Raw genomic sequence first — 13,790 nt, 5'->3', positions numbered from 1 at the left:
AGGAGAGGGGTACATGCTACCCCTTTTTATATGCTAAGAAAAAGTTTCGTGCTCTCTATTTTATTGATAGCGAGCTATTGTCATGCTCAAGAGCAGTTGTACTATCAAGTACGTGCTGATGTTTATAGTGAACCTTTATCGATTAAATCATTTACAGATGATTGGAGTGATCCAAATTTTAAATCTGGAAAGAATGCTTTTGCCCATGGATTAATGCAATTAGGGGTAAGAAAAGACGCGTGGGATTTTAGTTGGATTTGGCGTTATGATTATGTATTAAGATTCAGTAAAGATACTGCCAAACTTTATTATCAAATAAAAAATGAAAAATTGATTGATGGTAATACCCAATATGATTTACAGCTTGAGGCGCAGCATGTTGATACAGTTGGGTCTAGATTTGCTTATACTTGGCAAGTTGCTCCAAATTGGAGTTTGACAACAGGTGCAACAGCGTTAATTGGACGTCATTATGTTGATGGTCAAGTCAATGCTTTGGCTCAAACAACAGATCAAGCGCAACTCATGGATCGAGTTAAATGGCTGAATGGTCAAATTGACTATAGTTATGATCAGCCTGCATTAAAAGAAGATAAAATGGGGTGGAAAGAGCAAGCAAATAAAGGCTATGGCTTCGCTTTAGATGCTTCAATAGCAGGGACAATTGCGAATAACTTTAAAGTTCATATTAATATTCAAGATGCCTTAGCTTATTTGTATTGGCAGGATGCACCTTATACGCGTTATAAAATAAACTATGATCAGGATATGCGTCCTAGATTCGATATTCAGGGAAAGTTTAATACCTATAAGCAATACACGCAAAGATTACCTTATAAAGTCTATACAGACATGATATATCAGTCTAATCAACCATGGAGTGTTGGGCTTAGTTCGATAAGCAATGAGTATATGAGTCTTTGGCAGATGAATGCATATTGGGACGCAGTTTTAAAATGGGGGGTTCACTATGAACCTCAAACTCATGCAGTGGGGCTATCTATTCAACATCATAACTTTGGTTTGAAATATATCACGGATGATCTGAATACTAATCAAGCTAAGCGAATGGGGGCACAATTATTTGCACAGCATCGTTGGTGATGGACTTTAATGGGGGAATAAAAATTTTGGGCAATAAGAATGAATGCTAAACCTATTATCCTGTGACTACCCCTTGCGCTGCTACAACGCCTTGCACTGCTATAGTCGCTCTTGCGCCGCTTCAACGCGGCTCATAACCAAGAAAATCTGGAACAGTTTCTATAGATGAATTCATCTCTTTTCCGTCAGATAGAGGGGCTGATATGAGATGAGTTTTGATAAGGGTAAAGGGTAGAGCGCGGCAAAAAGTTTTATCCTGTGGATAACCACAGCGTTATCCACAGAAAATGTGGATAGTTTCTTAGAGGTTTTGTAGAAATTATCTGCTTTTCTGGTTTTAAATGGAACATCACTGAATTCTGCGCAAACTAAGATTACATTACTTTACAATTACTTGTGATGAGCTAGGTTGCTGAAACGAGATTGATTCTAGCTTAAAAACTTATCCCCTGAATAAGCCTTGCTCGGTTTGATCATCGCCTTTATCCGCAAGCTCGTTTGAGCGTTGTCCGCATTAGGGGTGGATGATAATGGGTGTATGATCAGTAACCAGTTGCCATATTTCGTCTATATCCGAGTTGGTCACCGCAATACAGCCTAAGGTCCAGTCTTTGCGCGGCATGTAGCGTGCACTGGCAGGAAATGAGGTAGCACGTGACGGCACTGTCCCGTGAATCATCACATCTCCCCCGGCTGAACGGTTGTGCTGTTTGGCATAACTTAGATCATCAGCATTGGGGTATGAGATGTGCAAAGACTTATAGTACGCACTCTGTGGATTGCGCCAATCAATTGAATAAGTTCCCTCAGGCGTTTTGCCATCACCTTCAAACTGTTTATGTCCTATCGGATCAAAGCCTAAGCGCATCGGATAGCTGCGAATGACTTCCTGTTGATGTTTTAATTGCAGAATACGTTGACGCTTAAAGACTTCAATTGAGGTCACGGGTTTATTCTGTTTAAGTTGCTGTATTTGTTCGGCTGAAAGTGGCGTATGGGGTGCTGCAAATGTGGGGATGAACTTGCCATACTGATAAAAAGCCAGTGCCAATATAATGATTAAAACCACAGATCCAACAATCAATCCAGTTTTCATGATGTTCTTCTTTTTCAAATAAATAGTTCACTTGAGCCGCAATCGCGACCCAAGCGAATCATAACGACTCAAAATTAAGATGAACAACTCACGATCACTTCTGGTACATCACTTGGTAAAGGAGCTGTATCTGCTTCTGTTTCCAGATCAGGCTGTTTTTGATAGGGCTGATTCAGCAGCTTAAATAGACGGTCAACCTCGCTAAAATCACCACGTTCAGCCTGCTCAATGGCTTTCTGGGCCATATGATTGCGCAGGATATACTGCGGATTGGCCTGTTGCATCTGCTGGTCTAATTCATCTGTGTCCTGATGTTGACGGATATTCTGGTAATGCGTCAGGAAATCATCGAACTGCTGGACATGAATACAGTCATCTCTTAAAGCTTTATAATCTTGCTGTTGCAAACGAATAAAGCTTTGGGTGTAATCCAGTTGCTCGGTTTGCAAAATTCTCAAGAAGGCAAAGCTGCAATCCAGACTGTCTTTGTGGAAATGCGGCAGTCCCATTTTTTGACAGAGTCCCTGACCATAATGCTGCAAAAAGGTGGGTTCAAATTTTTCCAGGCAGCTTGCCAGATCCAGTTTGAACTGTTCTTTATCTTCGGCTGATGCCAAAGGAATCAGGTTGTTTAGCCATGTCCACAGATTCCAGTGCCCGATGCTGGGTTGGTTCTGATAAGTATAACGGCCCTGATAATCGGAGTGGTTGTTAATCCAGTTTGGACGGAAACGTTCCATAAAACCGTAAGGGCCAAAGTCTAGGGTTGAACCGGTAATATTGAGATTGTCGGTATTCATGACCCCATGTGCAAAACCGACCAGTTGCCATTTGGCAATCATGATCGCAGTTCGTTCAATCACGGCTTCAGCAAAGGCCAGAATTGGATGTTCTGCTTTCAGACAATCTGGATAATGCCATTTGATACATTTTTGCGTGAACTCAGCTAACAGTTCAGGCGCATATTGATTAATCCATTCAAAATGACCCAAGCGAATATGGCATTCGGAGGTGCGCAATAACATTGCCCCTAGCTCTAGGGTTTCGCGTTGTACGCCTTGGGTTGAACTGGTAAAACCGACTGCATGACTTGATGCAACACCCAAAGCATTTAAGGCATGTCCAGCGAGATATTCACGAATCACCGAACGCAGCACAGCACGGCCATCGCCCATACGCGAGTAGGGGGTGGAACCTGCACCTTTGAGATGTAGATCAATGGTTTCGCCGTGTTTATTCAGGATTTGTCCGATCAGCAAACCTCGACCATCACCGAGTTGTCCTGCCCATTGTCCAAATTGATGCCCTGCATAGACCATGGCGAGAGGAGGGAATTCGGCAAAGGTTTTTTGACCGCTACAGATTTCCACCCAGTTGGCTTTATCTTCTTCGCTCCATTGCAATTCATCTGCCAAGGCTTCATTGAAATGGCCTGCTTTGGCACCACGCAACGGACTAGGTTGTTGCTGATGATAAAGCTTCGGATTTAAAGAATCATAGCGAGGGTTAAATTGCATAAGCGAATCATCTTGAAAGACTGATCTATGACTATAACAAATTAACCGATGCAATGGGGAAGCGTAGAACAGAGGGATGAAACAGCAGATATAAAAAATGGCCTCAATTTGAGACCATTTTTAATTGCTAAGCTGTTATTCAGAAACAGGCGCTTTTTTGATGTTACGCATCAAGGTTTCCAAACATTCACGGTGATGACTTAAACGATGTTCAAGTAACTGGAAATCAACTTTCAGCTTATGATCCATTTGATGGATTTTTTCAGCCATGGCTGCTTTTTTCGCTTGAAGCTCTTGTTCTTTCAGCTTGGCCCAATCATTTAAGGTATGGGTAAATGCTTCATATTCCTGAGCAATACGTTGCTTCATTTGCACGATGTCGGTATTGACATCATGCCCATAGATCGCAAGATCGCGTTCCGCATATTTAAACTTCATCGCAAGTTCAGCTTTTTTGATATTAAAGCTTGGAATACGACGTAAATTTTTCGCTAAACCGAGCTTTGAGCTGGTCCAGATTAACCATTTGGTTGGGTCATATTGCCACCATTTCACGCCATTACGGTAGTCGTACTGGAAGATGTGATGATAGTTATGATAACCCTCACCCCAAGTGAAAATAGCTAAGACAAAGTTGTCACGTGCGGTATTTTCATCGGTATAAGGACGTTTGCCCCACATGTGGCAAAGCGAATTGATGAAGAAGGTCACATGGTGGCTGATGATCAAACGTAATAAACCACCCAGTAAAATCACGCCCCAGATGTCGCCAGTCGCCCATCCGATTAAGCCCAGTACACCGACATGAACAGCGATGACCATTGGCACATAATATTTATGCTGGAACATCACCAGTTTGTCATTGAGCAAATCAGGGGCATTTTTAAAATCAGGTTCAGATGGCGAGTGATCGCGAATCATCCAGCCCAAGTGTGCGTACCAGAAACCACGTTTAATTGAATACGGGTCTTGATCGACATCATCGACATGGCGGTGATGGGTACGGTGACCTGAAGCCCAGAACAAAATACTGTTCTGCACAGCAAAGGTACCGCCAATCATCAATAAAATTTTCAGCGGTAATGCCGCTTCATAAGCACGATGCGCCCAAAGACGATGATAACCGGCCGTAATGCCCAGGCTACTCAGTGCCAAAAGGAAGATCATGCTCACCCAAGCACTTACACTAAAATCATAATAATAAGCGTATAAAGGGATTAAAATAGCGGCAAGAATTGGTGTGCCAATTAAGGTAATGCTAGCAGTCCAGTTAATGGGTGCCTTTTTGAGTGGGGCGGAAGTCATATCCGTCAGCGCTCCTAATAACCTTGTTTGTACAAGATAATAAAACTAAACGAGATAGCAAAACCAATCATGACGATATATTGCTATTTTATCACTGATATTAGCATGCCCAAATCGATTAGCACTAGTATTATTGTACAGTTGTATCGGAAGAACAGTAACAGAATTCATTTGTAAATATGGTCAATGAATTAAAAGGTGAAATAAATCAATGTCTGAGCAAATTACCATGAAAAATCCCATTTTTTCTTTGAAGGCATTTTTTAACAAAACTTTAATCTTCTCTGCTGCTGTCATGCTTGCAGCCTGTCAAAGCCAACCGCAGCCCGCGCAAAAACATAGCTTGCAGCCAAAACGGGTGACACAGCCACCTGCCATGCAAGTCCGTAAAAGTACTGATGGTGTGCAAGATGTGGATTGGCAAATTACCACCATCCAAGGCAAGCGCGCGTTGTTCTTTAACCAGTATCCCGGTTTTCAGCTTAACTCGGTTTCCAAGATGGTCTTCGGGCATACCGGCTGCAACAATATTTATGGTCGTTATAAATATGATTTCAGCCAGCGTAAACTGGATTTTGATGTGATGGCACAGCATCAAAGCTGTAACCGCGCTTTGGCGCAAGAGGCAGATTTGATGGATGCGATTCAACGGGTTGAACGTTTCCAGCTGGATGGTGCAAACCTATATTTGTTAGATGCAAAAGGGCAACGTTTGATTCAGGCCCAGCGTAAGAAATAAAACAAAAGGCGGAATTTATTCCGCCTTTTGTTATTTAAAATGTTGCAACATGGTACTTGGGACATCGGTAATTAAACCTTGAATACCTAACTGTTGTAGGTGCTTGGCACGTTCAACCTCATTCACTGTCCAGACACTAATTGCAAGATTAGCCTGTTGGGTCCGTTGAATGATTTCATCTGTCGCCAAGGCATCTCCCCAGCCAATCTGACAGCAGCCATATTGCTGCGCCAGTTCAATTGCATATTCTCCAATCGGAATTTCAACCAGTAATCCACGCTTAAAATGACTTTGATGGCGTTGTAAAGCAGCTAAAATTTTGACATCAAAACTGGTAATGATTGCGCTTTGCTCAAAACCTTTTAAATCTTGATGTAATTGATAGACCAAGCGTTCAGCTGCTGCATCATCTGCAACGGCTTTAATTTCAACTTCGATATGTTCAAAGTCAGTGAGACACTCAAGAACATGGGGAAGGCTTGGGGTATATTCTTCAAATGCCCATGCCTGCCATTGATGGCGATGATCGAATTGCTGCGCTTCGAATAAATTACAGCTTTCAACTTGCTGGGAACGACCCGCAGTGCGTACAAAGTCATCATCATGGATGACGACCAGTTGATCATCTTTCAGTTGGCGGACATCAAATTCAACACCACGTACGCCTAAATCATGCAGATAACGAAAACCGCCTAAGGTATTTTCAGGGGCTTCACCACGCGCACCACGATGACCAATAATTCGCATTTGTCTCTGCCTATTGAAAAGTTATGCTTGATCGATACTGTCGTTAATATTCTTTTGCCATAGCACTTCACTACCACTTTCGGCACGTTGTAAAGCACGTGAGGCAACGAATAACCAGTCGGATAAGCGATTCAATAATTGTAGCGCAGTCGCCTGAATATTCTGGTCGCGATGATGTACCGACAATAACGCACGTTCTGCACGACGGCACACTGCACGGGCTTGATGGGCATAGCTACATGCCAAAGTGCCCGATGGTAAAATGAAGTCTTTTAACATCGGTAAAGACTCATTCATGTGGTCGATTTCTTTTTCCAGAAAGTCGATGCATACTGGTTGAAGCAGGTGATAGTTTGGAATACAGACTTCGCCACCTAGATCGAACAACCAGTGTTGGATCAGGCTTAAGCTTTTATCCCAATGCGCTTTAGTTTCAATTTGGCTGGCACTGATTTGTGCGCGCAGTACACCAATGGTTGCATTGAGTTCATCGACATCCCCCAAAGCTGCGATGCGTAAATCATCTTTGGCAACACGTGAACCATCTCCCAGACCTGTGGTGCCTGAGTCGCCTGTACGTGTATAGATTTTACTTAAACGATGTCCCATAGTTCTGTTTCTCTGATCCTGAAAATAAAAAGGGGATAATGTCGGTCAGAACATTACCCCGAAACTGGAGTTAAGAAAATGTTTTTATTATTTTAGCGCACGATTAATAACGGAATGTGACACCCGCAGAGGCTTGACGTCCACCATTTACATACCAACCATTGCCAAAGTTATCAGCGGTTCTATATTCTACATCACCCATATTTTCAATGTTGCTAAACACTTTAATATTAGGATTGATATTCCAGTACATGTTTAAATCAACGGTGGCGTAACCAGGGGCTTTAACTTTATTGGCAGTATCCGCATAAATGTCTGAACGTGCGATAACAGAAGCACTTATGCCATAGATTTGATTTTCAAGTCCAGCAGTTAAAGTGAGAGTCTGTTTAGGCTTATATGCAATTCTCAAGTCAGTCTTTTTGTTTTTTGAATCAACATAGGCGTATTCTGTGTTTAGGAATAAGTCATCTTTTTTCCATTTAAGACCTAGCTCACCACCATTGATTTCAGCTTTATCTATGTTGATATACGTTGAGTTCGGGCTTGAGTATTTATAGCTGATTAAATTTTTTATTTCAGTATGGTAAGCAGATAAAAAGGCATTTAGGTTTTGCCCAATTCTTTGATCTACACCTACTTCATAGGAAATACTTTCTTCTGGTTTTAGATCAGGATTACCATAGGTATTTCCGTATGGACCTTCGGAAAAGTAGTAGAGTTCTGTTAGGGATGGTGCTTTAAAAGCTGATCCAATATTGGCATAAATACTTGTTTCAGATAATACTTGATAACGAACAGCGCCCTGACCAACGGTATGTGTACCAAATTGTTCATTATCCTCAGTACGAATACCAAGCTGAGTATTTAGCTTATCTGTCTTATACTGATGTTGAACATAATAACCTGTAGAGTCGATACTTTGCTTTTTATTTTTTACATCATTACTTTTAAAATCTGATTTTAGATAAGTTACACCTGCGAGTAGATTATTCTTAGAGTCTACATTCCAGTTTAAGTTCAGATCACCTTCATTGTTTTCTGTATCAAAGTGGTCTGGATCATTATCTTTTACTTGTTGGTTATCAATAAAGTTTGAATAACGTGCAGATAAGGTAAGGTTCTCAGTAACACCATATTGAATGCTTGAATTAATTAGGCGATTCTCAAATATACGTTCTGCATTATTTTTGCTGGTCATGTAATTGTAGAATTGACTTAGCCCCTCATTTTGACTGATTGACAGGTCAGTTTTAATGTTCTTTTTATTGTCGTAACCTACTTTCGCACTGTAACCTTTCTGATCGTAAGCAGCTTTTTGATCTTTACTTTGATTATCTAGTACTCGTGTTCCATCACTTTCTAGGCGCTGTCCTCTAATTTGTGCATAAAAACCATCTTGAATGAGATCAGCCCCAGCAATAGCTTTATAGGTATTTTTTTCCCCATAGATACCTGTAATAAAACCGCTATTTTTTGTTGGAGTTGAGGTTATCATTTGAACCACTCCACCAATTGCATCTGTTCCATATTGTACAGAAGCTGGACCTTTAAGAATTTCTATCTGTTCAAGATCGGATGAATCAAGAAATGATGGATAAATTGCAGCAAGGTGGTTTTGGCTGTTTAGACGGGCTCCGTCTTTTAAGATAAGAGTGTGATTTGGTCGAGTTCCACGAATTGAAATTTCCGTGATCTGACCTATTCCTCCACTTTGTTTGACAAAAACAGAAGGATCACGCTGAATTAAATCTGATAAGTTGAGTGCAGGATTTTGTTCAATGGTCTTTTGATTAATTACTGTAAGACGTGCAGGAACATTCTTTAATTTTTCTTCAGAACGAGATGCTGTCACGACAATTGTATCTAGCGTCGCAGTTTTATCGCTGGCTTGATCTTGAGCAAAAGCAGGTGAAGAAAACCCCATCGCAATAGCGATAGCCCCAACTAAACGAGTCGGTTGAAAAACAGTAGACATGCGTGCTCCAGACATTCACCCGTCGTGAATGATAAAGTGGAAATACACAACAAGCAGGTCTCCGGACTTCACTATAAATCATCAAATCAATGATTGTACTCATCATCTTCCCACATCGTTCCGATGCAGTGATTTGGCGTTGAGCTGGGATGAGTAATTCAGTGTTACCGTTGCGAGGGCAGTGTTGGAATTTCACCAACTTCCCTATAAGCAAAAGAAATTGCTTTAGACTTGTTGCAAGATTACGCAAAGTATAAAGTGTTAACGTTTCTTAAACAATTGCATTTCAGAATGAACTTTGCACAAAGTGAGTCAAATTGCATTACAATGCGAGAGCTTCAAAATATTCAGACTAGATTGGACAGCTCATGCGCCAAAGCCAGATGCGAACTCGCGCCAAGATTTGTGGAATTACCCGAATACAAGATATTCACGCCGTTGTACAATCTGGTGCAGATGCGATCGGCTTTGTTTTTTTCCCGCCAAGTCCGCGACATGTCAGTATTGAGCAGGCGCAAGCATTGGCAAAGCAGGTCCCGCCTTATGTACAGCTCGTCGGCTTATTTGTAAATGCAACTGCTAAAGAAATCCAGACGGTGCTTGATTCGGTTCCTTTGGATGTATTACAACTACATGGCGATGAAACGCCAGAACAATGCCAATTCATCGCAACACAATGCAAACGTCGCTGGTATAAAGCGATTCAGGTCAAACCTGGTCTGGATGTGGTCGCTGAAATCCAGCGCTATCAAGTAGCGGGCGCCAGTGCAGTGTTATTAGATGCTTGGCATCCTGAGCTAAAAGGTGGGACAGGGCACAGTTTTGACTGGACGCAATTTCCCCAACTCGATATTCCACTCATCCTGGCCGGGGGCTTAACCCCTGAAAATGTCAGTGAAGCTATTGATACCACAGCTGCTTTTGCTGTGGATGTCAGCGGAGGCGTCGAGTCCGCAAAAGGTATAAAAGACCAACAACTCATTGAAAAATTTATGCAAGGAGTCCAACGTGGATCAGCAAAACTCTAATCAAGAAAATCAGGTGATTGATTACACCCAGTTTCCCGATGCGCAAGGGCATTTCGGTATTCATGGTGGACGTTTTGTATCAGAAACGCTGATGGCTGCACTTGAAGACCTCGAAAGTCTTTATGGTCGTATGAAGAATGATGCACAGTTTTTAGCAGAGTTTGACCGTGATCTTGCGTTCTATGTTGGTCGTCCGAGTCCGCTGTATTATGCCGAGCGATGGTCTCAGCACCTCGGCGGTGCGCAAATTTACCTGAAACGTGAAGACTTGAATCATACCGGTTCGCACAAGGTTAATAACACGATCGGACAGGCATTATTGGCAAAGTTGTCAGGTAAGAAACGCATCATTGCGGAAACCGGTGCAGGTCAGCATGGCGTGGCGACGGCAACCATTGCAGCACGTCTAGGTATGGAATGTGTCGTGTACATGGGCGCCGAAGACGTGAAACGTCAGGCCATGAATGTCTATCGTATGCGTTTGTTGGGCGCGACGGTGGTGCCCGTACAAAGCGGTTCAAAAACCTTGAAAGATGCCATGAACGAGGCGATGCGTGACTGGGTCACCAATGTTGATAGTACCTATTATGTGATTGGTACTGTGGCTGGTCCTCATCCATATCCGCAACTGGTTCGCGATTTCCAGTCGATTATTGGTCGTGAAGCGCGCCGTCAAATCCAGGAACAGGCAGGACGTTTGCCAGATGCTTTGGTCGCTTGTGTTGGCGGTGGTTCAAATGCGATGGGCTTGTTCTATCCCTTCCTGAATGATCAAGATGTGAAAATGTACGGTGTTGAAGCCGCAGGTCATGGCATCGAAACAGGTAAACATTCTGCGCCGTTGAATGCAGGGCATGTGGGTGTATTACACGGTAATCGTACTTATTTGATGTCGGATGAGCAAGGGCAGATCATTGAAACGCATAGTATTTCAGCTGGTCTGGATTATCCAGGCGTAGGTCCGGAACATAGTTTCCTCAAAGACATGAACCGTGTGGAATATGTGCCAATCAATGATGATGAAGCCTTACAAGGTTTCCGTGATCTCACCAAGATTGAAGGTATTATCCCTGCACTTGAAAGTTCACATGCGATGGCTTATGTCACTAAACTTGCACCGACTATGTCGAAAGATCAAATCATTATTGCGACAGTTTCAGGCCGTGGTGATAAAGATTTGATGACGGTTGCGCGTATTGATGGCGTTGAAATGGTAGATATGTAGGTCTTAAGATGCCAAGTCTGTTTATGGTGATGCTGGGTGGCCGTCATGTGCGTGCCAACACCGAAGTACATGATGTGGTGATAGCAATTGGTCATAGCTTGTCTGAGCTTACACCGCAACTGAAACAGGCCTGGTTTGGTGAATTAAATGGTTTGCATATTGATGCCTGGGCGCAGATTTCAGGTGTGCAGTCGCAAGGTGTGAATTATCAGATTCACTTCTCCGATGCGGCACCATCAGCATCAGATAAAAAGCTGTACTTGATTAATCTGGGCGGCTATACGCCAAATGCATTTGGTGAGTTGCATAGCTATCATCTTGTCGTTGCAGCTGATGCAGTGGCGGCAAAACAGCTGGGCAAACAGTTCATTGAACAACACTGGCATAAGGCGCATACCGATCGTGTGGTGGATGTCGATGATTGCATTCCGATAGATCATATCGCAGGACGTTATATCCATTTGGTTCAAGGTGAGTTTAGTCCGATGATTTGGGAAAATACTTATCTCACCTTAGCTTAAGCATGATTTTAGAAAAGAAACAGGGAAGCAATTGCTTCCCTGTTTTTATTTAGGATCTGATTAAGGTGTGACTTTGATTCGATCGGTTTTGGGTGCTGTCAGAGGAGAATGCTGAGCCACATATTGTTCTAGGGCATCAATATCTTGTCCGCCACCGACTGGATTTTTACCTTGTTTTAATACCGTGAAGTTATCACCACCATCGGCAAGGAAGCTGTTTACGGTCACACGGTAAACCTTGTTATCATCTAGCGCTTGTCCTGCAACCAAGATATTGCTCGCGCGTGATGAACTCGATGCATCTTTCTTATAGGTATAACTGAGCTCTTTAGACGGCTGCAAGATACGTACTGTGGCTGCATTTGCGCCTGACCATTGTTGCTCTAACACCTCACGAATCTGTTTGCCTGTCAGACTTAATGTCACAATCGAGTTGCCAAATGGCTGCACGGTAAAGACATCACCAAAGGTAATCTGATTATTGGTATTGACCAGTAAATCGGCACGTACACCCCCCGGATTCATCAGGGTAAAGTCAGAACCTTGATTGCTTGCAGTTAATGCCATGGCCTGCTGTGCATCGGCAATTAAATTACCCAAAGCACTTTCACCACTTTCGGTAGCATTACGATTAATCACACCATCCGCGGTACCAACGACACGGGCTGAAATGCTGGTGACGGCTTGACGATATTTATCCAGAATGGCTTCAATGCTTGGGGTTTTATTGAATTTCTCATATAGATCCGTCAAGTTCACTGTGGTTGAGCCCGAGGTATAGGCTTCACTTTGAATCGGAACCTGTTTGGCATCCTTCTTAATCACATCACCTGTTTTGCCATCCAGTTCTAATTGAATATTGGTAATGGCGGTACCGTATTGTCCAGCAGAGGTGAGCAGGAACGGTTTTTGCGGATTCTTGGTCGAGTAATCACAAATATAAGATTGATGGGTATGTCCAGACACCACCACATCAACTGCAGGATCTAGGCGATCGAGGATACCGAGTAATGGACCGCTAAGGCCATCACAAGTTTTCTTATTAAATTTAGTACTTGGTGCGACGCCTTCATGTACCACCACCACAATTGCTTCAATGCCTTGTTTCTTTAACTCTGGAATCAAGGCATTGACCGTATCGGCTTCATCATTAAAGTTAACGTCTTTAATACCCGCAGCTGAGACAATGCTTGGTGTTGCTTTTAGGGTCATGCCGATAAAGGCCACCGGAATACCACCGTAGTTTTTGACTTTATAGGCAGGGAATAAGGTTTTGTTGGGATCAGCCTTCATTGAGACATTGGCAGCCAGGAAGTTAAACTTGGCACCCTCAAACTTGGGATTGATCTGGCAGGGTTTGGTACTGGTATATTGCTGACAGCCGCCATTCTGCAAGCGACGTAATTCATCGGTACCACGGTCAAATTCATGATTGCCGACTGCGTTAAAATCGATCTGAATATCATTCATGGTTTCAATGGTCGGCTCATCCAGAAACAGGGATGAGGTCAGTGGTGAAGCACTAATCAGGTCACCTGCCGAAACGACCGCATTGTTTGGATATTGCGCGCGTAATTTTTTAATCGCATCGGCAAAATAACTGACGCCCCCGACAGGAATACGTACCGTTTTGCTACTGTCATTTGGATCATCTGCTTCTATAAAGCGTTTGGGCGGTTCAAGATTACCGTGAAAATCATTGAACGCAAGAATGTTGATATTTTGATTTTTGCGTTCAACCGTTGATGTTCCATCATTATCGTCATGATCATTACAGGCCGTTAACGCCAGCATCATCAGACAGAGAACTTTGGCTTTTAATAATTGTTGGGTCATCATTGTTTTTGATCGGGTGGTATAAGATTGTTTTCAAAAATAAAACTTCTGTATGAATGTTTGATGAAATTATGAGCTAGAATCA

At 42.7% G+C, this 13,790-nt stretch carries 12 protein-coding genes and 1 riboswitch; of the genes, 5 read left to right on the top strand and 7 right to left on the bottom strand.

Features of this window, described 5'->3' with window-relative positions; all coding sequences use genetic code 11:
• Positions 1–30: 30 nt before the first annotated feature.
• Positions 31–1,104, top strand: a complete 1,074-nt coding sequence (locus tag ACINWC323_RS20270; RefSeq protein ID WP_009512104.1) for a hypothetical protein — start codon at positions 31–33, stop codon at positions 1,102–1,104.
• A 514-nt stretch (positions 1,105–1,618) separates the two neighbouring features.
• Here the strand turns inward: ACINWC323_RS20270 and ACINWC323_RS09405 are convergent.
• The 3 genes from ACINWC323_RS09405 to ACINWC323_RS09415 all read right to left on the bottom strand — a co-directional run bounded on the left by ACINWC323_RS09405 (position 1,619) and on the right by ACINWC323_RS09415 (position 5,022).
• A complete protein-coding gene (locus ACINWC323_RS09405; RefSeq protein ID WP_009512128.1) occupies positions 1,619–2,200 on the bottom strand; it encodes a L,D-transpeptidase family protein in 582 nt (193 codons plus the stop codon).
• 74 nt (positions 2,201–2,274) lie between these two features.
• A complete protein-coding gene (locus ACINWC323_RS09410; protein ID WP_009512165.1) occupies positions 2,275–3,717 on the bottom strand; it encodes a protein adenylyltransferase SelO in 1,443 nt (480 codons plus the stop codon).
• Positions 3,718–3,852: 135 nt separating this feature from the next.
• Entirely contained in the window at positions 3,853–5,022 is a 1,170-nt protein-coding gene (locus ACINWC323_RS09415) for an acyl-CoA desaturase (RefSeq protein WP_005226882.1), read from the bottom strand.
• A 211-nt stretch (positions 5,023–5,233) separates the two neighbouring features.
• Between ACINWC323_RS09415 and ACINWC323_RS09420 the strand changes: the two genes are divergently transcribed.
• Positions 5,234–5,761, top strand: a complete 528-nt coding sequence (locus ACINWC323_RS09420; RefSeq protein ID WP_009512101.1) for an META domain-containing protein — start codon at positions 5,234–5,236, stop codon at positions 5,759–5,761.
• 30 nt (positions 5,762–5,791) lie between these two features.
• On the opposite strand, the gene ACINWC323_RS09425 is transcribed toward ACINWC323_RS09420, so the two are convergent.
• From ACINWC323_RS09425 to ACINWC323_RS09435, 3 genes are all read right to left on the bottom strand, one after another.
• Positions 5,792–6,508 (bottom strand): glycerophosphodiester phosphodiesterase, encoded by a 717-nt coding sequence (locus ACINWC323_RS09425; RefSeq protein WP_009512123.1) that lies wholly within the window; start codon positions 6,506–6,508, stop codon positions 5,792–5,794.
• Between the two features lie 21 nt (positions 6,509–6,529).
• The gene (locus ACINWC323_RS09430; protein WP_009512102.1) at positions 6,530–7,117 is read right to left on the bottom strand and encodes a cob(I)yrinic acid a,c-diamide adenosyltransferase; all 588 of its coding nucleotides are present in this window, start codon (positions 7,115–7,117) and stop codon (positions 6,530–6,532) included.
• 103 nt (positions 7,118–7,220) lie between these two features.
• Positions 7,221–9,095, bottom strand: coding sequence for a TonB-dependent receptor plug domain-containing protein (locus ACINWC323_RS09435; RefSeq protein WP_009512095.1), 1,875 nt, complete (start codon positions 9,093–9,095; stop codon positions 7,221–7,223).
• A 35-nt stretch (positions 9,096–9,130) separates the two neighbouring features.
• Positions 9,131–9,345: riboswitch (cobalamin riboswitch) on the bottom strand.
• Positions 9,346–9,463: 118 nt separating this feature from the next.
• Between ACINWC323_RS09435 and ACINWC323_RS09440 the strand changes: the two genes are divergently transcribed.
• From ACINWC323_RS09440 to ACINWC323_RS09450, 3 genes are read left to right on the top strand one after another with little or no spacing between them, the layout of a single operon-like run.
• Positions 9,464–10,123 (top strand): phosphoribosylanthranilate isomerase, encoded by a 660-nt coding sequence (locus tag ACINWC323_RS09440; protein ID WP_005226887.1) that lies wholly within the window; start codon positions 9,464–9,466, stop codon positions 10,121–10,123.
• Complete coding sequence (gene trpB, locus ACINWC323_RS09445) at positions 10,104–11,348, top strand: tryptophan synthase subunit beta (RefSeq protein ID WP_005226888.1); 1,245 nt, start codon at positions 10,104–10,106, stop codon at positions 11,346–11,348. Before ACINWC323_RS09440 ends, trpB begins: the two co-directional genes overlap by 20 nt.
• 8 nt (positions 11,349–11,356) lie before the next feature.
• Positions 11,357–11,869 carry a DUF1543 domain-containing protein gene (locus ACINWC323_RS09450; protein WP_009512140.1) on the top strand — a complete coding sequence of 171 codons (513 nt, stop codon included), beginning with the start codon at positions 11,357–11,359 and terminating at the stop codon, positions 11,867–11,869.
• Between the two features lie 60 nt (positions 11,870–11,929).
• Here ACINWC323_RS09450 and ACINWC323_RS09455 read toward each other — a convergent pair whose 3' ends face one another.
• On the bottom strand, positions 11,930–13,708 hold the full coding sequence (locus ACINWC323_RS09455; RefSeq protein ID WP_009512157.1) for a bifunctional metallophosphatase/5'-nucleotidase: 1,779 nt from the start codon (positions 13,706–13,708) through the stop codon (positions 11,930–11,932).
• Between the last annotated feature and the right edge of the window lie 82 nt (positions 13,709–13,790).

Origin of the sequence: Acinetobacter sp. WC-323 (genome assembly GCF_000314615.1) — a bacterium.
GTDB classification, from domain to species: Bacteria; Pseudomonadota; Gammaproteobacteria; order Pseudomonadales; family Moraxellaceae; genus Acinetobacter; species Acinetobacter courvalinii.
This window is presented reverse-complemented; position numbering and strand designations above follow the sequence as displayed.

Bases quoted from the DNA above. Each gene is read 5' to 3' on its own strand.
- ACINWC323_RS20270 (WP_009512104.1), top strand. From the start codon at position 31: ATGCTAAGAAAAAGTTTCGTGCTCTCTATTTTATTGATAGCGAGCTAT.
- ACINWC323_RS09405 (WP_009512128.1), bottom strand. From the start codon at position 2,200: ATGAAAACTGGATTGATTGTTGGATCTGTGGTTTTAATCATTATATTG.
- ACINWC323_RS09410 (WP_009512165.1), bottom strand. From the start codon at position 3,717: ATGCAATTTAACCCTCGCTATGATTCTTTAAATCCGAAGCTTTATCAT.
- ACINWC323_RS09415 (WP_005226882.1), bottom strand. From the start codon at position 5,022: ATGACTTCCGCCCCACTCAAAAAGGCACCCATTAACTGGACTGCTAGC.
- ACINWC323_RS09420 (WP_009512101.1), top strand. From the start codon at position 5,234: ATGTCTGAGCAAATTACCATGAAAAATCCCATTTTTTCTTTGAAGGCA.
- ACINWC323_RS09425 (WP_009512123.1), bottom strand. From the start codon at position 6,508: ATGCGAATTATTGGTCATCGTGGTGCGCGTGGTGAAGCCCCTGAAAAT.
- ACINWC323_RS09430 (WP_009512102.1), bottom strand. From the start codon at position 7,117: ATGGGACATCGTTTAAGTAAAATCTATACACGTACAGGCGACTCAGGC.
- ACINWC323_RS09435 (WP_009512095.1), bottom strand. From the start codon at position 9,095: ATGTCTACTGTTTTTCAACCGACTCGTTTAGTTGGGGCTATCGCTATT.
- ACINWC323_RS09440 (WP_005226887.1), top strand. From the start codon at position 9,464: ATGCGCCAAAGCCAGATGCGAACTCGCGCCAAGATTTGTGGAATTACC.
- ACINWC323_RS09450 (WP_009512140.1), top strand. From the start codon at position 11,357: ATGCCAAGTCTGTTTATGGTGATGCTGGGTGGCCGTCATGTGCGTGCC.
- ACINWC323_RS09455 (WP_009512157.1), bottom strand. From the start codon at position 13,708: ATGATGACCCAACAATTATTAAAAGCCAAAGTTCTCTGTCTGATGATG.